Source organism: Streptomyces sp. NPDC042259 (assembly GCF_055582085.1).
In genome coordinates this window covers 22,521-43,788 of record NZ_JBVJDW010000008.1, presented here as the reverse complement: position 1 = coordinate 43,788, position 21,268 = coordinate 22,521, and the positions used below count along the sequence as shown (strand labels likewise).

The 21,268-nt window shown below is 71.9% G+C and carries 20 protein-coding genes; 11 read left to right on the top strand and 9 right to left on the bottom strand.

The features are described 5' to 3' along the window. Position 1 precedes the first annotated feature (1 nt). Entirely contained in the window at positions 2 to 1,168 is a 1,167-nt protein-coding gene (gene pgk, locus ACZ6MA_RS21635) for a phosphoglycerate kinase (RefSeq protein WP_469435534.1), read from the top strand. Then, entirely contained in the window at positions 1,158 to 2,285 is a 1,128-nt protein-coding gene (locus tag ACZ6MA_RS21630) for an iron-containing alcohol dehydrogenase (protein ID WP_469435533.1), read from the top strand. The genes pgk and ACZ6MA_RS21630 overlap by 11 nt, the downstream gene beginning before the upstream one ends. Positions 2,286 to 2,314: 29 nt before the next feature. Here the strand turns inward: ACZ6MA_RS21630 and ACZ6MA_RS21625 are convergent, their stop codons facing one another. Both ACZ6MA_RS21625 and ACZ6MA_RS21620 read right to left on the bottom strand, forming a co-directional pair. Beyond that, positions 2,315 to 2,683 (bottom strand): hypothetical protein, encoded by a 369-nt coding sequence (locus ACZ6MA_RS21625; protein ID WP_469435532.1) that lies wholly within the window; start codon positions 2,681 to 2,683, stop codon positions 2,315 to 2,317. A gap of 109 nt (positions 2,684 to 2,792) precedes the next feature. After that, the gene (locus ACZ6MA_RS21620) at positions 2,793 to 3,764 is read right to left on the bottom strand and encodes a LuxR C-terminal-related transcriptional regulator (protein ID WP_469435531.1); all 972 of its coding nucleotides are present in this window, start codon (positions 3,762 to 3,764) and stop codon (positions 2,793 to 2,795) included. 152 nt (positions 3,765 to 3,916) lie between these two features. Between ACZ6MA_RS21620 and ACZ6MA_RS21615 the strand changes: the two genes are divergently transcribed. The 3 genes from ACZ6MA_RS21615 to ACZ6MA_RS21605 are packed head-to-tail and all read left to right on the top strand — an operon-like array spanning position 3,917 to position 6,829. Continuing rightward, positions 3,917 to 5,005: an alpha/beta hydrolase gene (locus tag ACZ6MA_RS21615; protein WP_469435530.1), complete on the top strand. Its 1,089-nt coding sequence runs from the start codon at positions 3,917 to 3,919 to the stop codon at positions 5,003 to 5,005. 32 nt (positions 5,006 to 5,037) lie between these two features. After that, complete coding sequence (locus tag ACZ6MA_RS21610) at positions 5,038 to 5,892, top strand: hypothetical protein (RefSeq protein WP_469435529.1); 855 nt, start codon at positions 5,038 to 5,040, stop codon at positions 5,890 to 5,892. A 16-nt stretch (positions 5,893 to 5,908) separates the two neighbouring features. Further along, a complete protein-coding gene (locus ACZ6MA_RS21605; RefSeq protein ID WP_469435528.1) occupies positions 5,909 to 6,829 on the top strand; it encodes a trypsin-like serine peptidase in 921 nt (306 codons plus the stop codon). A 959-nt stretch (positions 6,830 to 7,788) separates the two neighbouring features. On the opposite strand, the gene ACZ6MA_RS21600 is transcribed toward ACZ6MA_RS21605, so the two are convergent. From ACZ6MA_RS21600 to ACZ6MA_RS21585, 4 genes are all read right to left on the bottom strand, one after another. Continuing rightward, a complete protein-coding gene (locus ACZ6MA_RS21600) occupies positions 7,789 to 8,541 on the bottom strand; it encodes a GAF and ANTAR domain-containing protein (protein WP_469435527.1) in 753 nt (250 codons plus the stop codon). Positions 8,542 to 8,721: 180 nt separating this feature from the next. Further along, positions 8,722 to 9,456, bottom strand: coding sequence for an ANTAR domain-containing protein (locus tag ACZ6MA_RS21595; RefSeq protein WP_469435526.1), 735 nt, complete (start codon positions 9,454 to 9,456; stop codon positions 8,722 to 8,724). 90 nt (positions 9,457 to 9,546) lie between these two features. Beyond that, a complete protein-coding gene (locus ACZ6MA_RS21590) occupies positions 9,547 to 10,281 on the bottom strand; it encodes a GAF and ANTAR domain-containing protein (RefSeq protein ID WP_469435525.1) in 735 nt (244 codons plus the stop codon). Between the two features lie 439 nt (positions 10,282 to 10,720). After that, positions 10,721 to 11,848, bottom strand: coding sequence for a PP2C family protein-serine/threonine phosphatase (locus ACZ6MA_RS21585; RefSeq protein WP_469435524.1), 1,128 nt, complete (start codon positions 11,846 to 11,848; stop codon positions 10,721 to 10,723). A 649-nt stretch (positions 11,849 to 12,497) separates the two neighbouring features. Here ACZ6MA_RS21585 and ACZ6MA_RS21580 point away from each other — a divergent pair. The 5 genes from ACZ6MA_RS21580 to ACZ6MA_RS21560 all read left to right on the top strand — a co-directional run bounded on the left by ACZ6MA_RS21580 (position 12,498) and on the right by ACZ6MA_RS21560 (position 17,275). Next, complete coding sequence (locus tag ACZ6MA_RS21580) at positions 12,498 to 12,605, top strand: keywimysin-related RiPP (RefSeq protein ID WP_469435523.1); 108 nt, start codon at positions 12,498 to 12,500, stop codon at positions 12,603 to 12,605. A gap of 150 nt (positions 12,606 to 12,755) precedes the next feature. Beyond that, positions 12,756 to 14,666 (top strand): lasso peptide isopeptide bond-forming cyclase, encoded by a 1,911-nt coding sequence (locus tag ACZ6MA_RS21575; RefSeq protein ID WP_469435522.1) that lies wholly within the window; start codon positions 12,756 to 12,758, stop codon positions 14,664 to 14,666. Positions 14,667 to 14,683: 17 nt separating this feature from the next. Continuing rightward, positions 14,684 to 14,947: a lasso peptide biosynthesis PqqD family chaperone gene (locus ACZ6MA_RS21570; RefSeq protein WP_469435521.1), complete on the top strand. Its 264-nt coding sequence runs from the start codon at positions 14,684 to 14,686 to the stop codon at positions 14,945 to 14,947. An 89-nt stretch (positions 14,948 to 15,036) separates the two neighbouring features. Then, on the top strand, positions 15,037 to 15,453 hold the full coding sequence (locus ACZ6MA_RS21565) for a lasso peptide biosynthesis B2 protein (RefSeq protein ID WP_469435520.1): 417 nt from the start codon (positions 15,037 to 15,039) through the stop codon (positions 15,451 to 15,453). Positions 15,454 to 15,457: 4 nt separating this feature from the next. Continuing rightward, the gene (locus ACZ6MA_RS21560) at positions 15,458 to 17,275 is read left to right on the top strand and encodes an ABC transporter ATP-binding protein (protein ID WP_469435519.1); all 1,818 of its coding nucleotides are present in this window, start codon (positions 15,458 to 15,460) and stop codon (positions 17,273 to 17,275) included. A gap of 45 nt (positions 17,276 to 17,320) precedes the next feature. Here the strand turns inward: ACZ6MA_RS21560 and ACZ6MA_RS21555 are convergent, their stop codons facing one another. The 3 genes from ACZ6MA_RS21555 to ACZ6MA_RS21545 all read right to left on the bottom strand — a co-directional run bounded on the left by ACZ6MA_RS21555 (position 17,321) and on the right by ACZ6MA_RS21545 (position 20,262). Continuing rightward, entirely contained in the window at positions 17,321 to 18,400 is a 1,080-nt protein-coding gene (locus tag ACZ6MA_RS21555; protein WP_469435781.1) for a YihY/virulence factor BrkB family protein, read from the bottom strand. Between the two features lie 120 nt (positions 18,401 to 18,520). Further along, complete coding sequence (locus tag ACZ6MA_RS21550; protein ID WP_469435518.1) at positions 18,521 to 18,757, bottom strand: XRE family transcriptional regulator; 237 nt, start codon at positions 18,755 to 18,757, stop codon at positions 18,521 to 18,523. Positions 18,758 to 18,813: 56 nt separating this feature from the next. Continuing rightward, complete coding sequence (locus tag ACZ6MA_RS21545; RefSeq protein ID WP_469435517.1) at positions 18,814 to 20,262, bottom strand: MFS transporter; 1,449 nt, start codon at positions 20,260 to 20,262, stop codon at positions 18,814 to 18,816. 320 nt (positions 20,263 to 20,582) lie between these two features. Here ACZ6MA_RS21545 and ACZ6MA_RS21540 point away from each other — a divergent pair, with 320 nt between their 5' ends. Next, positions 20,583 to 21,257, top strand: coding sequence for a DUF4232 domain-containing protein (locus tag ACZ6MA_RS21540; RefSeq protein ID WP_469435516.1), 675 nt, complete (start codon positions 20,583 to 20,585; stop codon positions 21,255 to 21,257). The last annotated feature ends 11 nt before the right edge of the window (positions 21,258 to 21,268 follow it).

Below are 21,268 nucleotides of genomic sequence, written 5' to 3'. Positions count from 1 at the left end.
GATGAGACTGCTGAGCGAACACCGCGTCAGACCGGGGGAGCGATGGGTCTACTCCGCCGGATGCAACGTCGGGCCCGCGCTGACGGACACGGGCCGTATCGACACCGAACTGGACGATGTGCGCGCGCTCGCCACCGCGGGCGCCCGCGTCGCACTCCTCACCCACCAGGGAAGCGCCAAGGACGGCACCGCCCGGCACCTGGAGTACCTGGCGAGCTATCTCGGCGAACGCCTCGGCCGGCCGGTCCCCTACTTCCCGGAGTGCGCCACCGAGCGGGCCCGGCGCCGCGCGGCGGAGCTGTGTGACGGGGAGATCGTGCTCTTCGGCAACGTCCGGCTGGACCCGGGGGAGGAGGCCGGCGACCGGGAACTGGCCGCCTCCCTCGCCCGCCTGGGCGACCGGGTGGCGATCGGTGGATTTTCCAAGGCGCACCGACGTCATGCCTCCAACGTCGGCATCCTCGACTTCCTGCCGGGCTACGCGGCCTCCTCCCTCCTCCGCGAGACGGAGCTGCTGCGACGGTGGCGAGCCGACGGCGGCGTGACCGGCTCGGTGGCCGTGTTGGGCGGCGTCAAGGCGGAGAAGACGACGGTGGGGCTGGAGTGCTTCACGCGGACGTACGACGTCGTCATCCCCGGCGGAGTGGTACTGAACACGCTCCTGGCGGTCAGCGGCCACGCCGTCGGAGACTCCGAGCTGGGCACCGAACCGCAGAACTGCGCCGCGGTGGCACGAGCGGTGCTCGGCCGTTCCGGCGGGGCCCGGATCCATCTGCCCCGCACGGTGGTGATCGCCGGGCCCTCGGGCGCCATCCGCACCGTCCCCGTGGAGGACGGCGTGCCGGACGGCTGGGCCATCGTCGACTTCCACGTGGAACCGTGGGCGCTGGACGCGGTCCGCCGCGCCGGCCGGGTCCTGGTGGCCGGGACCCCCGGCCGGTACTCCGAGGGCAACCACCGGGCCGCGGCCGCGGTACTGGGCGCCCGTGCTCCCGGAGACCCCGCGACGCTCCTGCTGGGCGGCGACACCGTCGCGGAACTGCCCTGGGCCGGCCCCCGGTCCACCGGCGGCGGTTCCGCGCTGCACTACCTCGGCCACGGCACCTGCGCCGTCCTCGAGGCGCTGGAGAACAACCGACCCGAGGAGAACACCGACCATGCGGCTTGAGTTGCCGGTACCGACCCACGTGCTCTTCGGCCGCGGCACTCTGGACCGGATCGGTGCGCCGACGGCACAGTGGGGCGGCCACGCGCTGATCGTCTGCGGGCGCACCGCCATGCGCAGGCACGGCTTCCTGGACAGGGCCGAGTCCTCGCTGCGCGCGGCGGGGCTCACCGTCACCCTCTTCGAAGGAATCAGTGCCAACCCCCGGTCCGACGAGATAGACGAGGCCATCGCCCTCGCCAGGGCCCGTTCGTGCGATGTGGTGGTCGGTCTGGGCGGCGGCAGCGCCATCGACGCGGCGAAGGCCGTGGCCGTGGCGGGCCAGGCCGGCACCGTGCGGGACCTCATCGGTGAAACGCTCGCGGTGTCCCCGTCCGCGCTGCCCGTCGTCGCCGTGCCGACGACGGCCGGCAGCGGTTCGGAGGTGACCAAGGGGGCCATCGTCACCGACGTGGTCCGGGGTTTCAAGTCCGGTATCCGGGGCGACGACCTCTTCCCCAAGGTCGCCGTCGTGGACCCCGACCTCACGGCGCCTCTGCCGGTACCGGTCGCCGTCGAGACCGCGTTCGACGCGCTCGCCCACGTCATCGAGGGTTATGTGGCCGCCCGTGCCACCGACGAGAGCCGGGCCCACTCGCGGCGGGCGATCGGACTGATCCGCGACCATCTGCCCCTGGTCGCCGCCGGGGACACCGGCCCCGGAACCCGGGAGGCGATGGCCCTCGCCGCACTGCTCGGAGGAGTCAACGTCGCCTGCGCCAGCACGTGTCTGCCCCACCGCCTCCAGCAGGCGATGGGCGCGGTCCGACGGATCGACGTGCCGCACGGCAGGGGCCTGGCCATGCTCTACCCCGCCTGGCTGCGGGTGGCCCACCCCCACGCCGCGGACGGTTTCGCCGACGTCGCCGACGCCCTCGGCCACCGTGACGTCCATCGTGCCGTCGCCGCGGTGCTGGACACGGCGGGGCTGGCGAGCGGGCTGACGGACTGGGGGTTCACCGCGCGGGACATCGACGTCTTCGTCGACGGGATCAGCGGGAACCTCGACAACGACCCCACACCCGCCGTCGACACCGACCTGATCCGGCACATCTACGCGGATTCCCTGGGCACGCGGTGAACCGGTGCGCCGTGACCGCGGCCCCGGCTTCAGGAGACGCGCTTGAGCTGCCAGGCGTTGTTGTTGAGGCTGGGGGTCGCCGAGTAGCGGCAGCTGCTGCTGTAGTAGGAGCTGGTCTGGACCCAGCCCGCGGGCTGGTAGGTGGAGGCACAGGCCTGGACGACGGTGCCGACCGGCAGCCCGGTGAGCTGCTTTATCTGCTTGATGTTCGGGCTGAAGTTCTGGGTGCCGCAACTGCTGCTGTAGCCCCAGCTGACGTCGACGAAGCCGGACGGGGTCAGGACGCTCGCGCAGGAGGTGGTGACATCGCCGGGAGCGGCATGGGCGGGCGCGGCGGTCAGGGCGAACAGCGCCGCGGCGCCGGCGAGGGCCGAACACATGATGCGAAGGCGAGTCATGGTGGTGGCTCCTTGTGATCGCGGACGGCCGGTCAGGCCGGGAAGCCATTCCTATGGGTTGGTGATCACCTTCGGATAGTGGCTTTCCGGCCTAAAGGCCCGTCCGGCCTCAGAGCCAGCCGCGGCGTGCCGCTTGGACCCCCGCCTGGAAACGGGTGGTGGCCCCCAGCCTGGCCAGCAGGGCGGAGACCCGGCGCACGACGGTACGCCGGCCCACCCCCAGATGCCGGGCGATCGCGTCGTCGGTGGCCCCGCTGGCCATGAGCGTCAGGATCTGGCGGTCCCGGGCGTCGATCTGCGTCCCGATGCCCGCCGCCGACACCGGAACGGCGAGCCGCCACAGGGATTCGAAGACGTTGGACAGCGCCTGGAACAGCCCGGACGGACGTATCAAGAGGGAGACGACGCCGGGGTGGTCGTCGGCGGCGAGGGTGACCACCGCCAGTTCGTTGTCGCTGATGGCGAGCTTCATGGGCGGATCGTCCAGGGTCCGGGCCTGTTCCCCCGCCTCGATCATGCGCGCCATGTTGGGCCACGCGATGGGATCGTCGAACGCGGACCCGTGGTAGATGCTGCGGTAGACCACACCGGCGGCCATGCGCTCGCGCTGCAGCACTTCCTGAGCACAGTAGTGGTCGGATGTGCCGGAATACGGGGGCACGTCGATGACCCGGATCTGGTCGCGCGCCGACTGCTGGAGCTGCCGGCTGACCCTCAGCACGCGCGCGGCGTCCTCGACGACTTCCAGCGCGCCGTAGTGACCGGCGTCCCTCCGGGCGAAACGGTAGAGCCGTTCCAGCTCCGCCCCGGTCCGCCGCAGCGACGTCCGCCACGCCGCGTCGCGCCGCAACAGCGCCTCGACGACCTGCGTGGGCGGTAACGCCTCCCAAGTGGCTTCCCCGCCCCCGAGATCCGTCGGCACGACGATGTCCTCGGCGGCCAGCTCCTTCAGTACCACCTGGACGACGGACTCGCCCACCCCGGCCCGGGCCGCCAACTGGCCGACGGACACCCGGGGATGACCGACCAGGCACCGGTAGACCCGCCCGCGATCGGAATCCGGGTCCAATACGTCGTGCACGACTTCCCCCTCGCCGTACGAGTGGCCCACTTGGGCCGCTGGCGCATGTGCGCCACCCGACAGTATGGCGCCGCGCGGAGTGCTGCGATGAGATTTCCCCTGTCCGGCCGAACACCAGTCCCATGGCACCCAGTCCAGCCCGAGGACCACCGATGAGATCAGTCCTGCCCGCCCGGCTCCCGCGCGCCAAGGCGGCCGTCGCCGCCCTGGCCGCCGCCCTCCTGCTGTCGGGCGCGCCTTCCGCGCGCGCCGAGACTCCGGGACCGCCGAAGATGGCCGACGGCTTCGGCCTGACCCAGGCCGGCGCCCCCACCGGCTCCGCCACGAACTTCGTGGTCACCGTGAAGACACCGCAGGTCGCCGGGGCGCACCGGATCCGGATCCTGCTTCCCCGCGACTACGCCTCCCAGCCCGCCAAGCGCTACCCGGTGCTGTACTTCCTGCACGGCGCCTCCGACGACCCGGGCAACCCGAACCTGGCCTACCCCGCACTCACCGCGGCCCAGTCGATGATCACCGTCATCCCGGACGGGGGCCTGCGCGGCTGGTACACCAACTGGCTCGACCAGGGGACCGCCGCCGGCGCCCAGAACTGGGAGAACTTCCATGTCAACCAGGTGATCCCGTTCATCGACGCCAACCTGCGCACCCTCGCGACGAAGCAGGGGCGAGCCGTCGCCGGTCTCTCGATGGGAGGTTTCGGCGCCCTGCACTACGCCCAGGACCGTCCCGATCTGTTCAGCCAGGTCGCCACGCTCTCCGGCGCCGACGAACTCTCGCGCAACCACGCCGTCATGCGCGCCGCCGTGGTCGCCACCCTGACCAATATCGGTGCCCCGCTCTGCGGCGCGTCCAGCCCCACCTGCTCGCTCGGTTTCGGGCCCACGGTGTCCAGTGACGCGATCTTCGGCACCCCGTATCCGGTGTTCAACGCCGACTGGCGCTGGAACGAGGCGGACCCGGTCGCGCGCATGGACGTCCTGGCCCGGGCCGGCATGGGCGTCACCATCTACACCGGCAACGGTGCCGGCAACCCCGCCCAGCCGGAATTCTGGGCCCAGTCGGCGTCCCAGCACGCCAAGGAGCGGCTGGACGCCCTCCAGTACCCCTCCCACTACGTGGACTACGGCGACGGCTCCGGCTGGGGCGACCGTTGCGACGGCGGCCACAACTACGGCTGTTGGGCACAGGACCTCGTGGACTTCGTTCCGCGGCTCGAAGCGGCCTTCGCGTCCGCCTGACCTTCCGGTCCCCGACAGACAGGGTTACATACATGATCAAGCGACTGTGCTCACTCCTGCTCAGCCTGGCGGTCCTCTGGACCCTGGGAGCCAGTGCCGCCCAGGCCGCCCAGGCCGCCCAGGCCGAACCGGGCAAGCGCGTGCACAACGGGATGCAGATCCTCTTCAGCCCGTCGACGCCCGAGGTGTTCTGCACGATCGGCGCGGTGGGCACCGACAAGTACGCCCACCAGATAGCCATCTCGGCGGGCCACTGCCTCAACGATCCGCCCTACGCGGACCGCGAGATCCCCGAGAACATCGCTCCCGTCTACGACCGGGCGGACACCGCCTTCGGCCCGATCGGATACGTGCGCTACTTCAAGGACCGCGAGGGCTCGCAGACGGGTCACATGACCAAGGACTACATGATCATCGAGCTGGTCGCGCAGGTGACGCCCTCCTCGCAGGGCCCGTACCTGAAGCAGACCGGTGTGCTGGAGGTCCCCGGCGGAAAGGTCAGCCCGAACGCCCTGACCCCCGCGCTCGACAACGAGCGACTGCTCGCCACCGGCAGCAACGAGATCATCGTCTCGGGGCAGACGGGCGTCTGGTACGGCACCGTCATGAGCAACACGGGCGGTATCTACCAGTCCCCGGCCGCGAACATCACGCGTGACTCGGGCGGGCCGGTGATCTGGCACGTACCCGGCACCGATCTGCCCTCCCAGGCCAACAACTTCCAGGCCGCGGGCCCTTGGGCCGGCATCACCAAGGCGATCACGCTGTCCTGGCCGCCCTTCGCCTACACCAGCTCCGCGAACATCCTCGCCGATCTGCGGGCCAGGGACGCCGCGGCTCCCGCGGGCGTCTTCGGCGCCGGCTTCCAGGTGACCACCAACCCGTAGTGGAGTACTCGCGAAGATGGCCGCCACCGGACTGAACCACGAGGACCGGGACGCGACCCCGCCCCCCGGCGGCTGGGACGACCTCAGCAAGCCGTGGCCGCGCAAGGCCGGGACGGTCTCGCGCACCGCGGGCAAGTTCTTCATCGAGAACAAGGACGTGGTCACCGGCGCGGTGTCGACGACCTCCTGCTCCGGTGACGTGGTGAACAGCGCCAACCAGAGCGTGGTGGTGACCGCCGCCCACTGTCTGCGCATCCACACCCCGATCGATGTAGGCTTCGGGAACACCATGATCACCAACATGGTGTTCGTACCGGGGTTCAACGGAGCGAACCTGGAACGTCACACCACCAGCACGGCACTGCCCGGCAAGGACATCGCCCCCTACGGGGTCTGGGGCGTGACCCGTGAGTGGGTCACCAACACCTGGAGCCGGAGCGCGGACTGGCTGCTGGGGCACGACATGGCCGCTGTCCTCGTGGACAACCCCGACGACCCCCGTCCGGTCGGCCAGGTCACCGGCGCCCAGCAGATCGGCTTCAACCAGCCGCAGAACCAGACCGACTACGTCTTCGGCTACCCGACCATCAACGAACGCAACTACTACCGGCCCGGCAACGTGTTTGCGCAGCTCCAGCGGACCTTCGACGGCCGGAGCCTCATGGCCGCCCGGGGCACCACGCGCGGTGACCCGGTCTACTACAGCGACGTGATGCGCGGCGCGCAGTCACCGGGCTGCAGCGGCGGCCCGTTGCTGCAGAACTTCGACCCCGCCACCGGTGAGGGCCTCCAGGTCGGGGTGTTCTCCCGCTACGACGACCCCGCCCAGATCATCAAGCTCTTCGGCTGGGTGCAGGGCCCCAATATGAGTTCCACGCACTTCGGGGACGAGGAGAAGGCCGTGTACGACGCGGCGCAGTCGGCGGCAGCCGGCTAGGGCGTGTCCGGCGGATCGCCTGACCGAGCCGTGCCGGTATCGTTCCGGTCGGCGCGGGGCCAGGCGATCCGCCGGCCCCCAGCACTGGGGTGAGCAGGTGTGCACGACTTCCTGGAGCAGATCCGCCTGCGGCCCCGCAGCCGGCTGCCCGGTGGCTCACTCCGCCACTCGCGGACCGCGCTCGCCGGCTCCCGGGTCGCGCTCGGTGTGCGTTCCGCGGTCCCGTCGGCCGGAACTGTGCCCGAAGGTTGGCGTCATCCGCCTTTCCACCAAAGGGAGTTCACCCACCCTCCGGCATGGGAAATCGTTCGTCGCCAGGATCCGTTCCTGGCTCCCGAACGGCCGAAAGTGGAAACAGGGACCGAGGTTGTGGTCAGGCACGACTCATGGTCGTGGGGCCCGGCGGCCCTCGGCCATTGTCCGGTTTCCGTGTCTTGCCCGCCCCCCGCCGGGGCGTCTAGCCTCCACCACGAAGCCAGGCAGCCACGCTGCCCGGCCCGGCTCTCCCGGACCCCGAGGCCGCAGTGCCCACAAGGACGGCCGGAGACCGCGTTTTCCGCGGCGCGCTCCCCGGTTCCCGCCCTTCCCGGCCTGTCCGCCAGGGGCCTCCCAGTGCCCTACGCGTCCCTGCCGGCCAGGAAGGACGGGTTGCGCCGGAGGCGGGGAAAGGAGCCCCGCTCTCCAGCGTCCGGCCGCCGCCGGTGCCGGTTTTCCTCCTGGCGGCGGCCGGATCCCTCCCGCAGTACGCGGCGACGACTCTGCCAAGCACAGTGCAGCGGCCGTCGCGAGACGGCAACCCCGTACTCCGCATCCCGCACACAGCCGTCACGACCGGAATCCGCGGTACGGACCGAATCCGAGCGAGCCGAGCCCCTCGGCGGCGCGAGCGCCTTGCGTCCGCGCCGGGCCCGCACGCACCCGGTCATCAACCGGCCGAGCCACGACCTTTGCGGCGGAAGTCAGCCGGATTCGCGCGCCCGGGCGGCGATGATGCCGGCGAGGGCGGTGATGTCGAAGGTGCCGCGGGCGATGTCATGGGAAAGCTCGCTCATGGAGATGCCCTCCTTGCGCGAGCGTTCCTGAAGGACCCGGAACGCCTCGGCGGTGTCGAGCTGCCAGCGTTCGGCCACGATGTTCACCGCCTGCTCGGTCAAGGACCGGCTGGTACGCGCCGCGAGGAGCTGGTCGGTGACCAGGTCGGCGAGACCCACCCGCCGGTGGGAGAGCAATCCGACGGTGGCGATGTCCGCCAGGGCCTGTGCCGTGCGCAGCTCTGCCTGTCCCAGGGGCACCGGGGTGGTGCGCATCAGGTTGAGGGCCCCGATGACGCGGCTGCGCAGGCGCAGGGGGACGGCGTGCAGGGCGCGGTAGCCGTGGCTGAGGGCCAGGGGGGTGAAGCGCGGCCAGCGGGTCTCGGTGGCGAGGTCGGCGGCGCTCTGGGGCTCGCCGGAGCGGTAACAATCCAGGCAGGGGCCCTGGTCGGACTGGATCTCCCGGAGTTCCAGCTCGCGGGTTTGCTCACTGGACGCACCGATGACGATCAGGTTGCCGTGGGGATCGGTGATCATCACTCCACTGGAGTGCACGTCCAGCAGGTCCACACAGTGCATCGTCAAGGTGGTCAGCAGTTCGACCACGTCGAAGTCGTCGACCAGCGTGTCCGCCAGTTCCACGAACGCCCGCGACAGGCGTTCTTCTCGTGATGAACCCATACCACCCACGGTAGTCAGGGCGTACGCCCATCACAACGGTCTCAACGATGTGGCGCGCGAGGAACGGATCGCTGCCCGCTGTCATCGGCCGACGTGGGGCCGCAGACCGTTCGTCGCCACGAGCGCCCGACGTTCGGTCCCCGGCTCCCGTCCCGCCGGGCTTCTCCTCCCGGTGTGGCCCTACTGGTCGTCCTGACGGTCCTGCGGGTCGGTCCCGTTGTCCGTGATGTCCAGGCGGAGGCGTCGCCCCAATACGTCGCGTGCTGTCTCCAGCAGAGGACGGTCATGGCTGAACGCGTGGGCGCGGAGCCTGACCAAGGCTTGGGCAAGAGGGATGCCGAGTTGCGCGGCGAGCATGCCGGTGGCCTGGTGGACCTCCGCGAAGTGCAGACCGGGATCGTCCATGAGCAGGGCGGCCGGCGGGCCCGATCGGGCGGCGAGACCGGTGAGGAGTCCGGCGACGGTGTCGGCCAGGATGAGCGCGTCGGTGAGCTGGGGGGCGGTCATCGGGCCGGGGGAGGTGCGGTGAGCGGTGAGCACCCCGAGACAGATGTTTCCGATACGCAAGGGGAAGGCGAAGACGGCCCGCACGCCCAGACCCAGGACCGCCGGGGCCAGGCCGGGCCAGCGGGAGGGATCGAGAGCCGCCATGTCGGGAGCGAGTGTCAGCGTGGCGTGTCGGGCCGCGTCCAGGCTGGGGCCCTGGCCCTGGGTGAGCTGGACGTCCTCCAGGGCCGCGGTGTGCTCTCCGTAGGACTGCAGCAGCTCGGGCGGGCTGCCGTCGGAAGCGAGCAGGAAGGCCAGGCCGTCCAGGCCCAGGGTCTGCGCGCAGGCCCGCAGCGGCAAAGGGGGCAGGCCGGGGTCCGGGTGCGCTTCGAGCGCGCGCAGGTATGAGGCCATTGCGCGGTGCAGCACTGCCCTCACCCCTTTGGTTCTCCGCAGGACAACGTCTGGTGTGCCCTGGACAGGTCGGCTGTCGCTTCTTGAGGTTTCGGAAGGGACGTCTTAAGGATTCAGAAGGGACGCGTCGGCGGTTCCGTCGAGAACCTCGCGGGCGACGACGGTGAGCTGCGCCTGACGCGAGCGGGCATGCCTCCGCATGGCCTGGAACGCCTCTTCGACGCCGGTCCGGCGGCGGTGGGCGAGGAAGCCCTTGGCCTGTTCGATGACGACCCGGCTGTCCAGGGCGACCTGCAGTTGCGCGGTCACGGTCATCTGTTCGTGCACCGCCCGTTGCTGGAGGATGCCGATGGTCGCCGTGTCCGCCAGAGCCTGTCCCAATCGCAACTGCGTCGGCTCCAGCGGACCGGGCATGTCCCGGAAGAGGTTGAGGGCGCCGATCACCTGGTCGTTCAGCCGCAGCGGAGCCGCCACGACGGAGGTGAATCCCAGCTCCATCGCACGCGCCGCGAACCGCGGCCAGCGGTTGCGGGCCGCCTCGGTGTCCAGCGGTACGTCGGGGACCGGGATGCCGGTGCGGCAGCAGTCCCTGCACGGGCCCTCGTCCCACTCGATGCTCGCGAGCTCCAGCATGCGGGTGCGCTCGTCGGAGGCCGCCGCGTCCACGATCCGGCCCTGCGGGGTGGCCAGCAGCACCCCGGCCGCCGTCACGTCCAGCAACTCCACGCAGTGCTCGGCCAGGGTGTGCAGGAAATCCATCACATCGAAGTCGCGCACCAAGGTGTCGGCGAGATCGACGAAGGCTGCAGCCAGCCGCTCCTCACGCGGCAGATCGAGCATGACACGCTCACCTTCAAAGGTCTGCGGACCGCTCGGCGATATCCGTCCGATCACTGTCGCTGTCCAGTATCGTCAAGGCCGCGCGCGCAGTCCAGAAGACGGCCGGCCGCGAAGGCCGCCCGCGCTCCCGTGGGCTTCCGGTCGGCTGTCGCCGACCGTCTCGGTGCGGTACGTGACCCTACCGGAGCATCGCGTGACGCGTGCGATCGCTTTGGGACGACCGTACGGTCCGGCTCGGCCGTGACCGGCGTACCCGGAACCGTCGACGCGGTGACGCCGCCGCTCGTCCCCGACCACCTCCGGTCAGGCCGGGCCCGCACGGCGACGAAGGGCTCCTCGTTCACGAGCGGTGCACCGGCACTGGAGCGCCCGATCGGCCGTCAGCACTACCCGCGCCGACTGATCCGGGCAGGGCTTACGGCACCGGCCCGGACACGCCCTAGGCGGACCGCACCCGCCGGCCGTCGAGCGGGTCCGGGCTTTCCCGCACATGCACGGCCAGCGCGGCGATGTCGTCGTCGAGACCTCCGCCGCTGTAATGCAGAAGGTCACGGTGGAGCCCGTCGAGCAGCTCGCGGGGGCGCACCGGGGCCTGCCGCCCCATCCAGTCCGCGAGCGGGAAGAACTCGCCGTCGCGGCCCCGGGCCTCGGTGACGCCGTCGGTGTAGAGAAGCAGCTGATCACCGCGGGCGAAGGCGAAGGTGTCGACGTTGTAGTGGTCGCCGATCAGGTCGGCGAGGTTGAGGAGGGGGGAGGGCGCGGTGGGGTTCAGCACCCGCAGCCCCTCCCGGTCCAGCACCAGCGGTGGCGGGTGCCCGCAGTTGAGGATCCTGATGACACCACCCTCGTGCGGGATCTCGACGAGAACGGCGGTGGTGAAGCGCTCCATCAGGTCCTCGGGGGGAAACGCGGTGCTGTAACGGGTGCTGCTGGCCTCCAGACGGCGTGCGATGCCCCCCAGCTCGGGCTCGCCGTAAGCCGCCTCCCGGAACGAGTTGACCACCGCCGCCGCCGCGCCCACCGCCGGCAGCCCCTTGCCCCGCACATCGCCGATGAGCAGCCGGACCCCGAACGGCGTGTCGGCCACCTCGTAGAAGTCACCGCCGATACGGGCCTCGGCGGCGGCCGCGAGATACAGCGACTCGATCTCGACGTCCCCGAAACGCCGTGGCATGGGGGACAGGACCACCTGCTGCGCGGCGTCGGCGACGAGCCGGACCTGGAAGAGGGACTGCTCCCGCTGGAGCCGGACGTGACTGCCGTACGCGGCGGCCACGGTGACCGCCACGATGCCCGCCACCGTGTACCAGGCGCCCAGCCCGGGGAACACGAGGCTCAGGCCGATCATGAGAAGAAAACAGACCGTCCCCAGCAGCACGGTGGGGAGCACGGGCCACATGGCGGCCGCGAGGGCGGGGGCGGCGGGCAGGATGCGGCTGAAGGCCATGTCCGGCGGCGTGGAGTACGCGAGCCCCGCGATGACCACGGTGAGGACGACCGGGGACAACTGGACCGGGGACCACCGGCCGTCGGAACGGCGGAGTCGCGAGTGTCCAGGCTTGACCATGATACATATCATATCCACACAACTCGGACGTTCGACTCCTTTCGACTCCTTTCCTGGGCCCTCCGGCGTCCCGCGCCTTGGGTTCCCCGGTGTCCCGCGTGGCAGCCGGCGGCGGAAGCGGGCAGGATGGGAGATGCGGGTCCGATGAGCGGCCGCCCGCACGCGTCGCCCCGTCGCTGACGGCCTCGTCGGCTGCCGGGCGGCGCCATCACGCGTCACGGCGCCGGGCCTGTGCCCCACTCGCGTGCGCGGCCCCATTCCGGTTTTCATTCCGGTTCTGTTCCGCGGATCCCGGTGCCGCCTCCCGGCACCGGGAAATCGTTTCGCGGAGAAGCGGAATTCCCCTCGACCCCCGCTCCAGGAAATCGAAACCTCCTGCTCTGGAGGGGGAAAATGCCCCGGTGGGGGGATTTCCGCGTCTTCCGTTTGCTTTGCGAGGGGAGCGTGCCGGTGCCGGTCCGGGGGCTCTTCCGGGCGCGCGCCCCCCGCATGCTTCCCGCAACCCCCGCGACGGCGTTGTGATGTTGTGCTTTTCCTACTTACGGTGGAGCCGCGAATTCGGCCGCTCGTGACTTCCGATTCGGAAATCACACCGAATGCGCCGCACGGATATCCGTGCGCATCGTCCCAGAAGCAAAGGAGAACGACCATGACGTACGAGCGTCCCTCCCTCGCCAAGGCCGGCAGCTTCCGCAAGGTGACCGGCATCAAGAACACCGGCCCGAAGGATGTCCTGGGCGGCAAGCAGCTCCTCTGAGCGGAGCGGCCCGCGACCGCCCGGCGGTCGCGGGCCGCGGTGCGTGCGCGCCGGCCCCCGGGCCGGCCCGACGACCGGGTGGCGGCGTCCGGCCGCCACCCGGTCCTCCGATCCGAGCCCCACCGCATCGCCGACCGAAGGCCGTTGTCCATGGATCAGTCCCTGTCGCTCCAGACCGTGCCCGCCTGGTTCATCACGCTCCCCGACACCGCCGCGGCGGCGCCCCTCGCCGCCAAGGCCCTCCGCTACGCCCACCGCGGCCTGAACCACGCCTCCGGGCGGCCCTGGCTCGTGGGCCGTTGGGAAGCCCGCACCACGGTGGTGGGACAGCGCGGAGCGACGCGCGTCGCGGTGCTCGGGGAACACGACGTCACCGCACGGGACCTCGAACAGGCCGCCGGCTCGTCGACGGCACTGGAGCGAGTGGGCCGCCGGGCCGGCAGCTTCCATCTGGTGACCAGCGACGGCGGCAGGGTGCGGGTACGAGGCGGCGTCGTGGACCTGCGGCGCGTCTTCCACACCGAGCACGCCACCGGCTCCGGGCCCGTGGCAGTGGCGTCCGACCGGGCCGATGTACTCGCCGAACTGGTCGGCGCCGCACTCGACGAGGACCGGCTCGCCCTGGAACTGCTCACCTCGGGCGTGCCGTACCCCTTGTCGGGCTCCCCGATGTGGCGGGGCGTACGGGCCGTGCCCGCCGGCCACCACCTGACCCTCGACGCCGACGGACGGGCCCGCACCGGGAAGTGGTGGACGCCGCCCGACCCCGACGTACCGCTGGCCGAAGGCGCCGCACGTCTGCGTGCGGCGCTCACCGACGCCGTCGGGGTGCGGACCGGGGGACGCGAGCTGGTGACGACGGACCTCGGTGGCCTGGACTCGACGGCCGTGTGCTGCACCGCGGCCCGCACGGACACCCACGTCGTCGCGTACACCGCCGGCCTCCACGACGAGTCCGGTGACGATGTGTACTGGGCCCGGCGGACGGTCGAGGCGCTGGGCGGTATCGAGCACCACGTCGTACCGGCCCAGGACACGGCCATGACGTTCGACGGCATCGACACCCTCACGGACGTCCTGGACACACCCAGCATCCTCACCGTGGACCGCAACCGCCGGATGGGCATCGTGGAGATGGCCGCCGCCCGCGGATCCGACCTGCACATGACCGGCCTGGGCGGCGACGAGCTGCTCGCCGGAGCCCCCGCCCGGCTGCACGCGATGGCCCTCACCCGCCCCCGCACCGCGCTGTACGACGTCCGGGGATACGCCGCCAAGTACCAGTGGACGCGGCGGGCGGCACTGCGCCAGCTGCTGGACCGGCGCTCCTACCGGTCCTGGCTCGGCCGGGTGGCCCGTGACCTGACCGAGCCGGCCGCCGCCGAGAACGAACCGCTGCTCGACTGGTCCCTGCCGCCCCGCATGCCGCCCTGGGCCACCCCCGACGCCGTCGCGGCCGCCCGCGACCTGCTGCTGGCGGCACGCTCCGGCGTCGAGCCACGGGGCAGGGGACACGGCGAACACCGCGAACTGGCCGCGATGGACGGCATCTCCCAATGGGCCCGGCACATCGGGCAGATGGCCGCGCCCCTGGGCGTCACCGTCGCCGCCCCCTACTACGACACCCCCGTCATCGAGGCGTGTCTCGCCGTCCGGCCGCACGAGCGGATCTCCCCGTGGCGGTACAAGCCGCTGATCGTCGAGGCCATGCGCGGTGTCGTGCCGGAAGGCAGCCGCACCCGCGACACCAAGGCCAACGCCACGTTCGAGGAAGAGGCGGGGCTGCGCGAGCACCGCCGGCGGCTGCTGGCCCTGTGCGAGGACTCCCGGCTGGTCCGCCTCGGCCTGGTCGACGAGAACACCTTGCGCGCGTGGTGCCGCCGCCCGCTCGCGGCCGGGACCCAGAGCTACCTGCTGCACCCGACGATCGCCTGCGAAGTCTGGCTGCGCTCCCGCCGGACGGCACCCCCACCCGGCCCGCTCCCCAAGTGGCCCCCGTGCGGGGCGGCGGCCGCCGTGCTTCCCGCCACCGACCGAGAGACCACCGACCGAGACCACTGACCGAGAGAGGTGACACCGTGCACGCCCTGCGGCCCGGAGTCCTGCTGACCGAGACCGAGTACGGCATGGCCCTGCTCGATCAGAAGAGCGCCGAGTACTGGACCCTCAACCCGACGGCGGCCCTCGTCCTGCGGACCCTGCTGGACGGTCACGACCACGGCCCGCGACGGGCGGCCGAGGCACTGACCACTCAGTACGACGACGTCGACGCCGACACGGCGGCGGAGGACGTCGGCCGCATCGTCGACGAACTGCGCTCCGCGGGACTCCTCAGCGGCTAGGCCGGAACGCGCCGAGCGTGGGTGCCGCCCGTGCCCCACGCCCGCGCCGGCCCGCCGACACCAGCCACCTCCGGATCGAAGAGGCGAGTATGACGACGCCGGAAGCCCTCCCCTACAACCCCCGCTCCGTACCCACGGCCCGCCGCCTCGTCGCCCGGATGGCGATCGGCGGCGCCCATGTATTGGCCACCTTGCCGCCCGCCCGCATCCGGGCCGTCCTGGCCCTGCTGCGCCGCGGGGCCCGGCCCGCCACCCTCGCCGAGGCGGAACTGGCCCGCTCCACGGTGCTCGCCGTCAGCCTGGCCGCCGGCGGCCACAAGGGGTGCTTGCCCAGGTCCCTGGCCACCGTGCTGCTCTGCCGCTGGTACGGACAGTGGCCCACCTGGTGCGTGGGGGTGCGCAGCCGCCCGCCGTTCGCCGCGCACGCGTGGGTGGAAGCCGAGGGAGTGCTCGTCGGCGAGGACGCCTCGGCCGCCTACTTCCAGCGCTTCTTCACCGTGGAGTGAGCCGATGACCGCGGCACCCGGCATCGAAGACCCCCCCACCCGTTCCGCCGCCCCCCTCGGCCCCACGGGCCCCGGCCGGGACGAGGATCCAGGCCATGCCCGGGCGGGACAGCGGGCGCTGATGAGCCGTCTGCGCCCGGAGCGCCGGCGCATGGCCGCCGGCGTCCTGCTGGGGCTCATCGGCAGCGTCATGGGCCTGGCCCAGCCGCTGGCGGCCAAACGCGTGGTGGACGACATGAGCGGCGGACACCCGGCGGTCGGGCCCGTCCTCCTGCTCAGCCTGCTGGTGGTGGCCGGGGCGGTCCTCGCGGGCCTGGGCCACTACGTGCTGCAGTGGTCGGCCGAGTCCCTCGTCCGCACCGCCCGCTTCCGGCTGACCGACCGGCTGCTGCGTCTGCGGATACCGGTGGTGGAACGCACCGAGCCGGGCGACCTGATCGCCCGCGTCACCTCCGACACCACCCTGCTGCGCCAGAGCGCGCCCCAGGCGGTCTCCGCGGCGGTCACCGGCACCCTGGTCACCGCCGCGACGGTCGTCATGATGGGCCTGCTCGACGCCGTACTGCTGTGCGTCACCCTCGGTGTGATCGCGTTCGTCGGCGCCGTCGTCGCGATGGTGGCCCCGCGCATCGGCCGGGCCACCCGGCACACCCAGGAGGCGGTGGGACGCATCGGGGCCGCCCTGGAACGGGTTCTGGGAGCGTTCCGCACCGTCAAGGCGGCCGGGGCCGAGCACCGGGAGGCCGAGGCGCTGCACCGGGCCGCCGAACACGCCCGCCGCACCGGCGTGCGGGCGGCCGCGTGGGAGGCGGTGTCGGCCACGGCGTCGGCCGTGGTCGTCCAGGTCTGCTTCCTCGTCGTCCTCGGGGTGGGAGGCGCCCGGGTCGCCTCCGGCGCGATCGGCGTCTCCACCCTCGTCGCCTACCTGCTGTATCTCTTCGCCCTCGCCCCGCGCATCGGCCAACTCGTCGAAGGCGTCAGCCAGTTCCAGATCGGATCCGCCGCCGCCGTACGCATCGAACACGTCGAGACACTCGAGACCGAGCACCTGGAGGACGGCGGGCCGTCCGCGGAAGACCACCGGTCACCGCTCGACGTGGCCTTCCGGCACGTCGGCTTCGCCTACCGCCCCGGGCTGCCCGCCGTGCACCACGAGGTGTCCTTCACCGTCCCCGGACGGGGGCTGACCGCGTTCGTGGGCCCCTCCGGCGCGGGCAAGACCACGGTCTTCTCCCTGATCGAGCGCTTCTACGAGCCCGACGCCGGCCGGATCCTCCTGGGCGGCGAGGACATCCGGCAGTGGCCGCTGGCCCGGCTCCGGGCGGCCATCGGCTACGTCGAACAGGACACTCCCGTGCTCGCCGGCACCCTGCGCGAGAACCTGACGCTCGGCGCCACCGCCCCCACCGGCGAGGAACTCGCCCGTGTGCTGCGCCTGGCCCGGCTGGACACCGTGGCCGACCGGCTGCCGCACGGGCTGGACACCGACGTCGGCCACCGCGGCTGCCGCCTCTCCGGTGGCGAACGGCAACGGGTGGCCATCGCCCGCGCCCTGCTGCGCCGCCCGCGGCTGCTGCTGATGGACGAGGCCACCTCCCAGCTCGACGCGGCCAACGAGGCGGCGCTGCGCGACACGATCACCGAGGCCGCCCGCACCACCACCGTCCTGGTGATCGCCCACCGGCTCTCCACCGTCACCACGGCCGACCGGATCGTCGTCATGGAGGCGGGGCGGGTACGGGCGGTCGGCACGCACGGCGAACTCCTCACGCACGACGCCCTCTACGGCGAACTGGCGCGCACACAGCTCCTCAGTCCATAGGACGCGAGCCCACGGGAGCCACGGGAGTCATTGGGGCCACGGGGGTCAAGGAGAGGAATCTCCGCCCGCTTCCCTCCGGTCCTTCTCGGTCCACTTGCTGGTGTCACGGGGTTCGACGTAGGGCTCCTCGTCCTGGGGGTGGCCGCCGACGATCGCGCGTTCCCGGGACATCTCCGCGTCGAACTCCAGGCCCAGCAGGATCGCCAGGTTCGTGATCCACAACCACACCAGGAAGACGATCACACCGGCCAGGGTGCCGTACGTCTTGTTGTAAGAGGCGAAGTTCGCCACGTACAGCGCGAATCCCGCCGAGGCGATCAGCCAGATGGCCAGCGCCAGGAAGCTGCCCGGGGTGACCCACTTGAAGCCGCGGCTCTTCGCGTTCGGCGCCGCCCAGTACAAGATCGCGATCATGATGGTGACCAGCAGGACCAGGACCGGCCACTTGGCGATCGACCACACCGTCACCGCGGTGTCACCGACCCCCAGGGCGGTGCCGGCCTGCCGGGCGAGGCCGCCGGTGAACACCACGATCAGCGCGCTGACGCAGGCCAGGATCACCAGCACCACCGTCAGGATCAGCCGGAGCGGGGTGAGCTTCCACACCGAGCGCCCTTCCGGCATGTCGTAGACCGCGTTGGAGCTGCGGATGAACGCCGCGACGTACCCCGACGCGGACCACAGCGCGCCCAGCAGACCGACCACGGCCAGCAGGGAACCGACGCCCGCGCCGCCCCGCAGTTGCTCGACCGCGTCCGTCACTATGTCGCGGGCCGGTCCGGGCGTGAGCTTCTTGAGGTTGTCCAGGATGGACTTGGTCGCCGACTCGCCCGCCACGCCCAGCAGGGAGACCAGTACCAGCAGGGCGGGGAAGAGCGCCAGCACCCCGTAGTAGGTCAGCGCCGCCGCCCGGTCCGCCAGTTCGTCGTCCTTGAACTCCGCCACCGTCCGCCGCAGCACCGCCCCCCAGGACTTCTTGCCCAGGGCGGTCGGTTCGTCGGGGGCGTTCCGTTCCACCTGCGGGCCGGGCCCCACGCCCTCGTCCGGCCCGGCACCCGTCCCGTCGTCCCCGGAGTCGTGCCGGCCGTCCGGGTGCTGGGCGTTCCCGCGTTTGTGCTGCCACATCGGTGCCATGCCCGTACGGGTAACCGCTCCCCGGGGCGGTTAATCCCCACGGCCGGTGCCCCGCCGCACCGTCACCCCCGCAGCCCACAGAGGGTGACCGGGGTGCGGGAGAGTACCGCGTCAGGGCGTCGCCCCGGCCGGGACCCGAGCGGCGTCCAGCACGTCCGGGAGGGGGAGGGCCAGGGCGGCGGCGAGTTCGGCCAGCTCCGCCCGGGTGGGCCGCACGGGCCCCCGGGCCCCGTCCTGGGCGAACGCCCGGATGCGGGGAGTGCGGATACCGGTCCGGTCGGCGAGGCATTGCGCGGTCAGGTGGCGCCGGCGCATGGCCTCTCGCAGGAGTCCTTCAAGGTCTGCCATAGCGGTCACCTGCCCCACCCCGGCACCCCTACGCCCCTGGGACTTCCGCACGCCCTTCACTTACGCGTTCGACGACGTGCGAGGGCGCGGCCCCGGACCGCGATCGTGAGCGCGGCGACGATCAGCACCGCCGCGATCGCGAACGTGGTCCGCGTACCGGTGGCGACGGCCCCGGGCCGCGCCGTGGTGATGTCGTCCGCCGCCGACGCGCACGCGAACACCGCGCCCATGACAGTGGTGCCGGTCACCAGCCCGAGATTGCGCGAGAGGTTGAGCATGCCGGACGTGACGCCCCGTCGCTCCGGACGGACGTCCCGCATGACGGCGGTGTTGTTGGCCGTCTGGAACACCGCGTAGCCGATGGTGAGGACCGCGATGGGGGCGAGGTAGCCGCCGACACCGAGCGCCGTCGGCATCAAGGCCAGCAACAGGCAGCCGGCCGCCATGCCGGCGAGCCCCGCGACGGTCGTGCGTCGGACCCCCAAACGGTCCGCGACGCGTCCGGCCGGCACCCCGGCCAGCGCGGTGACCAGCGGACCGACCGACAGGGCGAGACCGGTGGCGGCCTGGTCCAGCCCGAGCGCGCGCGAGAGGTGGAACGGCCCCACCACCAGCGTCGCCATCATCACCGTCGAGACGAGTGCGCTCATGGCGAGGCCGCCGCTCAGCGCGGGATCGCGGAACACCGCCAACCGGATCAACGGGGACGCCGCCCTCGCCTCGGCGCGCACGAAGAGGCCGGCCCCCAACGCGGCGGCCGACAACAGTGCCACGTCGAGCCCGCCGAAACCACCGCTGCCCGTGGTCATCGCGAGCGCGTAGGCCGCGAGCGTCCCGGCGAGCAGCAGCGTGCCCGCGAGGTCGAAGCCGGCCCGGCCGGCCCCGGGGCCCCGTCGGTCCACGGGCAGATGGCGACGGGCGAGCAGGAGGGTCAGGGCGCCCAGCGGTGCGCTGACGAGGAAGACCGCCCGCCAGCCGAGTCCGGAGATCAGCACGCCGCCCAGCGACGGACCGAGGGCCGTGCCGATCGCGGACATCGTTCCGAGCAGCCCCATGGCGCGGCCGGTCCGCGCCGGGGGAACCGTCTCACCGACGAACGCCATCGTGAGGGCCATCATCACGGCCGCTCCCAGGCCCTGCGCCGCCCGGGCGGCGACCAGCAGCCCGAGCGAGGGCGCGACACCGCACAGCACCGAGGCCACCGTGAACAGCGATATCCCGGCCAGCAACAGCCGCCGCCGGCCGACCGAGTCCCCGAGCCGGCCGACGCTGACGATCAGGGTAGTGACGGCGAGGAGGTAGGCCAGGACGACCCACTGCACTTCCCGGAACGAGGCGTCGAACGTCTTCGCCAGTGTGGGAAGGGCGACAGGGGCGATGCCGGTGCCGAGCGAGGACAGCACCATGGACAGCGAAAGGCCGGTGAGCGCCCACCGCACCGAAGGTGTCCGCTCCGCACCGCCGACCGCCGCCTCGCCCTGACCCGCCCTGATGGACTTCACCATGAACCCCGTTCCTCCGATGACTTCGGGAGCCCGGGACACCGGTGGTGATGCCCGCGACCACGTCACCGCGTGGGCTCATGCCGGAGCGTGCGCCGACCGGACAACAGCGGCAACTCTTGTTGCCGATTCCGGGAAAACCGGCGCGTGCGGCCCGTGCGCCGGAGCGTTCGGTGCCCTCAAAGGGGACGGCTCGCCCGCCCCGGGGGCCGGACGTTAGCGGGAGGTTAGTGCCAAGGCAGTGGAACGACAGGGGAGTCCCCGAGACTCGTCCATGTCCGCACCACCGGACGTTGGCCGCACCGTCACCACGGAGGAATCCCATGCGTACGTTCCGCACCCGCACCACCGGCCTCGCCGCCGTCACCACGGCCGTGCTCGCCCTGGCCCTCACCGCCTGTGGAGGGGACGGCTCCGGCGTGAAGTCCTCCGGCCCGGCGGCCGACAACGCAGCCCAGGCCCCCTCGTCGGGGCAGTCCGGGCAGCACACCGATGCTGCCAAGGGCAGCGCCGCCACCGGGAAGAACGCCGGCGCGAAGGGCGCGGGCGCGGAGCAGGCTTCCACGGGACGGACGGGCGCGAGCACCCCGGTGTGCACCACGAAGAACGTGGCGATCAGTGCCGCGTTCCAGGGCGGCCCGCCGTACACGCACCTGGTGCTGACGGCGAAGAACACGTCGGGCCACAGCTGCACGCTGGAGGGTTTCCCGGAGATCGAGTTCCTCGAGAGCCACCGGGAGAACGTGCCGCCGGTGGCGAAGAGCAAGCCCGCCACTCCCGTGGTCCTGGCCGCGGGCGCGCCCGCGTACGCCGTGGTGAGGGTGTCGGAAGGCGGGCGTACCGAGCACACCGAGCCGGTGACGGCGTTCTCCGTCACGCTCCACGGCGGCGGCACGGTCGCCGTGCGGGCTCCGGGTGGCGGCGTCGCCGTCGACCCGGCGAAGTGGGCCACCGGCTACTGGACGCACGAACTGCGCGCCGGCGCCGACGAGTTCTGAGCCCGCCACCG

Coding starts and splice junctions, on each gene's coding strand:
- ACZ6MA_RS21560 (WP_469435519.1), top strand. CDS start 15,458: ATGACCGCGGCACCCGGCATCGAAGACCCCCCCACCCGTTCCGCCGCC.
- ACZ6MA_RS21545 (WP_469435517.1), bottom strand. CDS start 20,262: ATGGTGAAGTCCATCAGGGCGGGTCAGGGCGAGGCGGCGGTCGGCGGT.
- ACZ6MA_RS21565 (WP_469435520.1), top strand. CDS start 15,037: ATGACGACGCCGGAAGCCCTCCCCTACAACCCCCGCTCCGTACCCACG.
- ACZ6MA_RS21575 (WP_469435522.1), top strand. CDS start 12,756: ATGGATCAGTCCCTGTCGCTCCAGACCGTGCCCGCCTGGTTCATCACG.
- ACZ6MA_RS21610 (WP_469435529.1), top strand. CDS start 5,038: ATGATCAAGCGACTGTGCTCACTCCTGCTCAGCCTGGCGGTCCTCTGG.
- ACZ6MA_RS21580 (WP_469435523.1), top strand. CDS start 12,498: ATGACGTACGAGCGTCCCTCCCTCGCCAAGGCCGGCAGCTTCCGCAAG.
- ACZ6MA_RS21550 (WP_469435518.1), bottom strand. CDS start 18,757: ATGGCAGACCTTGAAGGACTCCTGCGAGAGGCCATGCGCCGGCGCCAC.
- ACZ6MA_RS21605 (WP_469435528.1), top strand. CDS start 5,909: ATGGCCGCCACCGGACTGAACCACGAGGACCGGGACGCGACCCCGCCC.
- ACZ6MA_RS21540 (WP_469435516.1), top strand. CDS start 20,583: ATGCGTACGTTCCGCACCCGCACCACCGGCCTCGCCGCCGTCACCACG.
- ACZ6MA_RS21625 (WP_469435532.1), bottom strand. CDS start 2,683: ATGACTCGCCTTCGCATCATGTGTTCGGCCCTCGCCGGCGCCGCGGCG.
- ACZ6MA_RS21600 (WP_469435527.1), bottom strand. CDS start 8,541: ATGGGTTCATCACGAGAAGAACGCCTGTCGCGGGCGTTCGTGGAACTG.
- ACZ6MA_RS21585 (WP_469435524.1), bottom strand. CDS start 11,848: ATGGTCAAGCCTGGACACTCGCGACTCCGCCGTTCCGACGGCCGGTGG.
- pgk (WP_469435534.1), top strand. CDS start 2: ATGAGACTGCTGAGCGAACACCGCGTCAGACCGGGGGAGCGATGGGTC.
- ACZ6MA_RS21615 (WP_469435530.1), top strand. CDS start 3,917: ATGAGATCAGTCCTGCCCGCCCGGCTCCCGCGCGCCAAGGCGGCCGTC.
- ACZ6MA_RS21630 (WP_469435533.1), top strand. CDS start 1,158: ATGCGGCTTGAGTTGCCGGTACCGACCCACGTGCTCTTCGGCCGCGGC.
- ACZ6MA_RS21590 (WP_469435525.1), bottom strand. CDS start 10,281: ATGCTCGATCTGCCGCGTGAGGAGCGGCTGGCTGCAGCCTTCGTCGAT.
- ACZ6MA_RS21555 (WP_469435781.1), bottom strand. CDS start 18,400: ATGTGGCAGCACAAACGCGGGAACGCCCAGCACCCGGACGGCCGGCAC.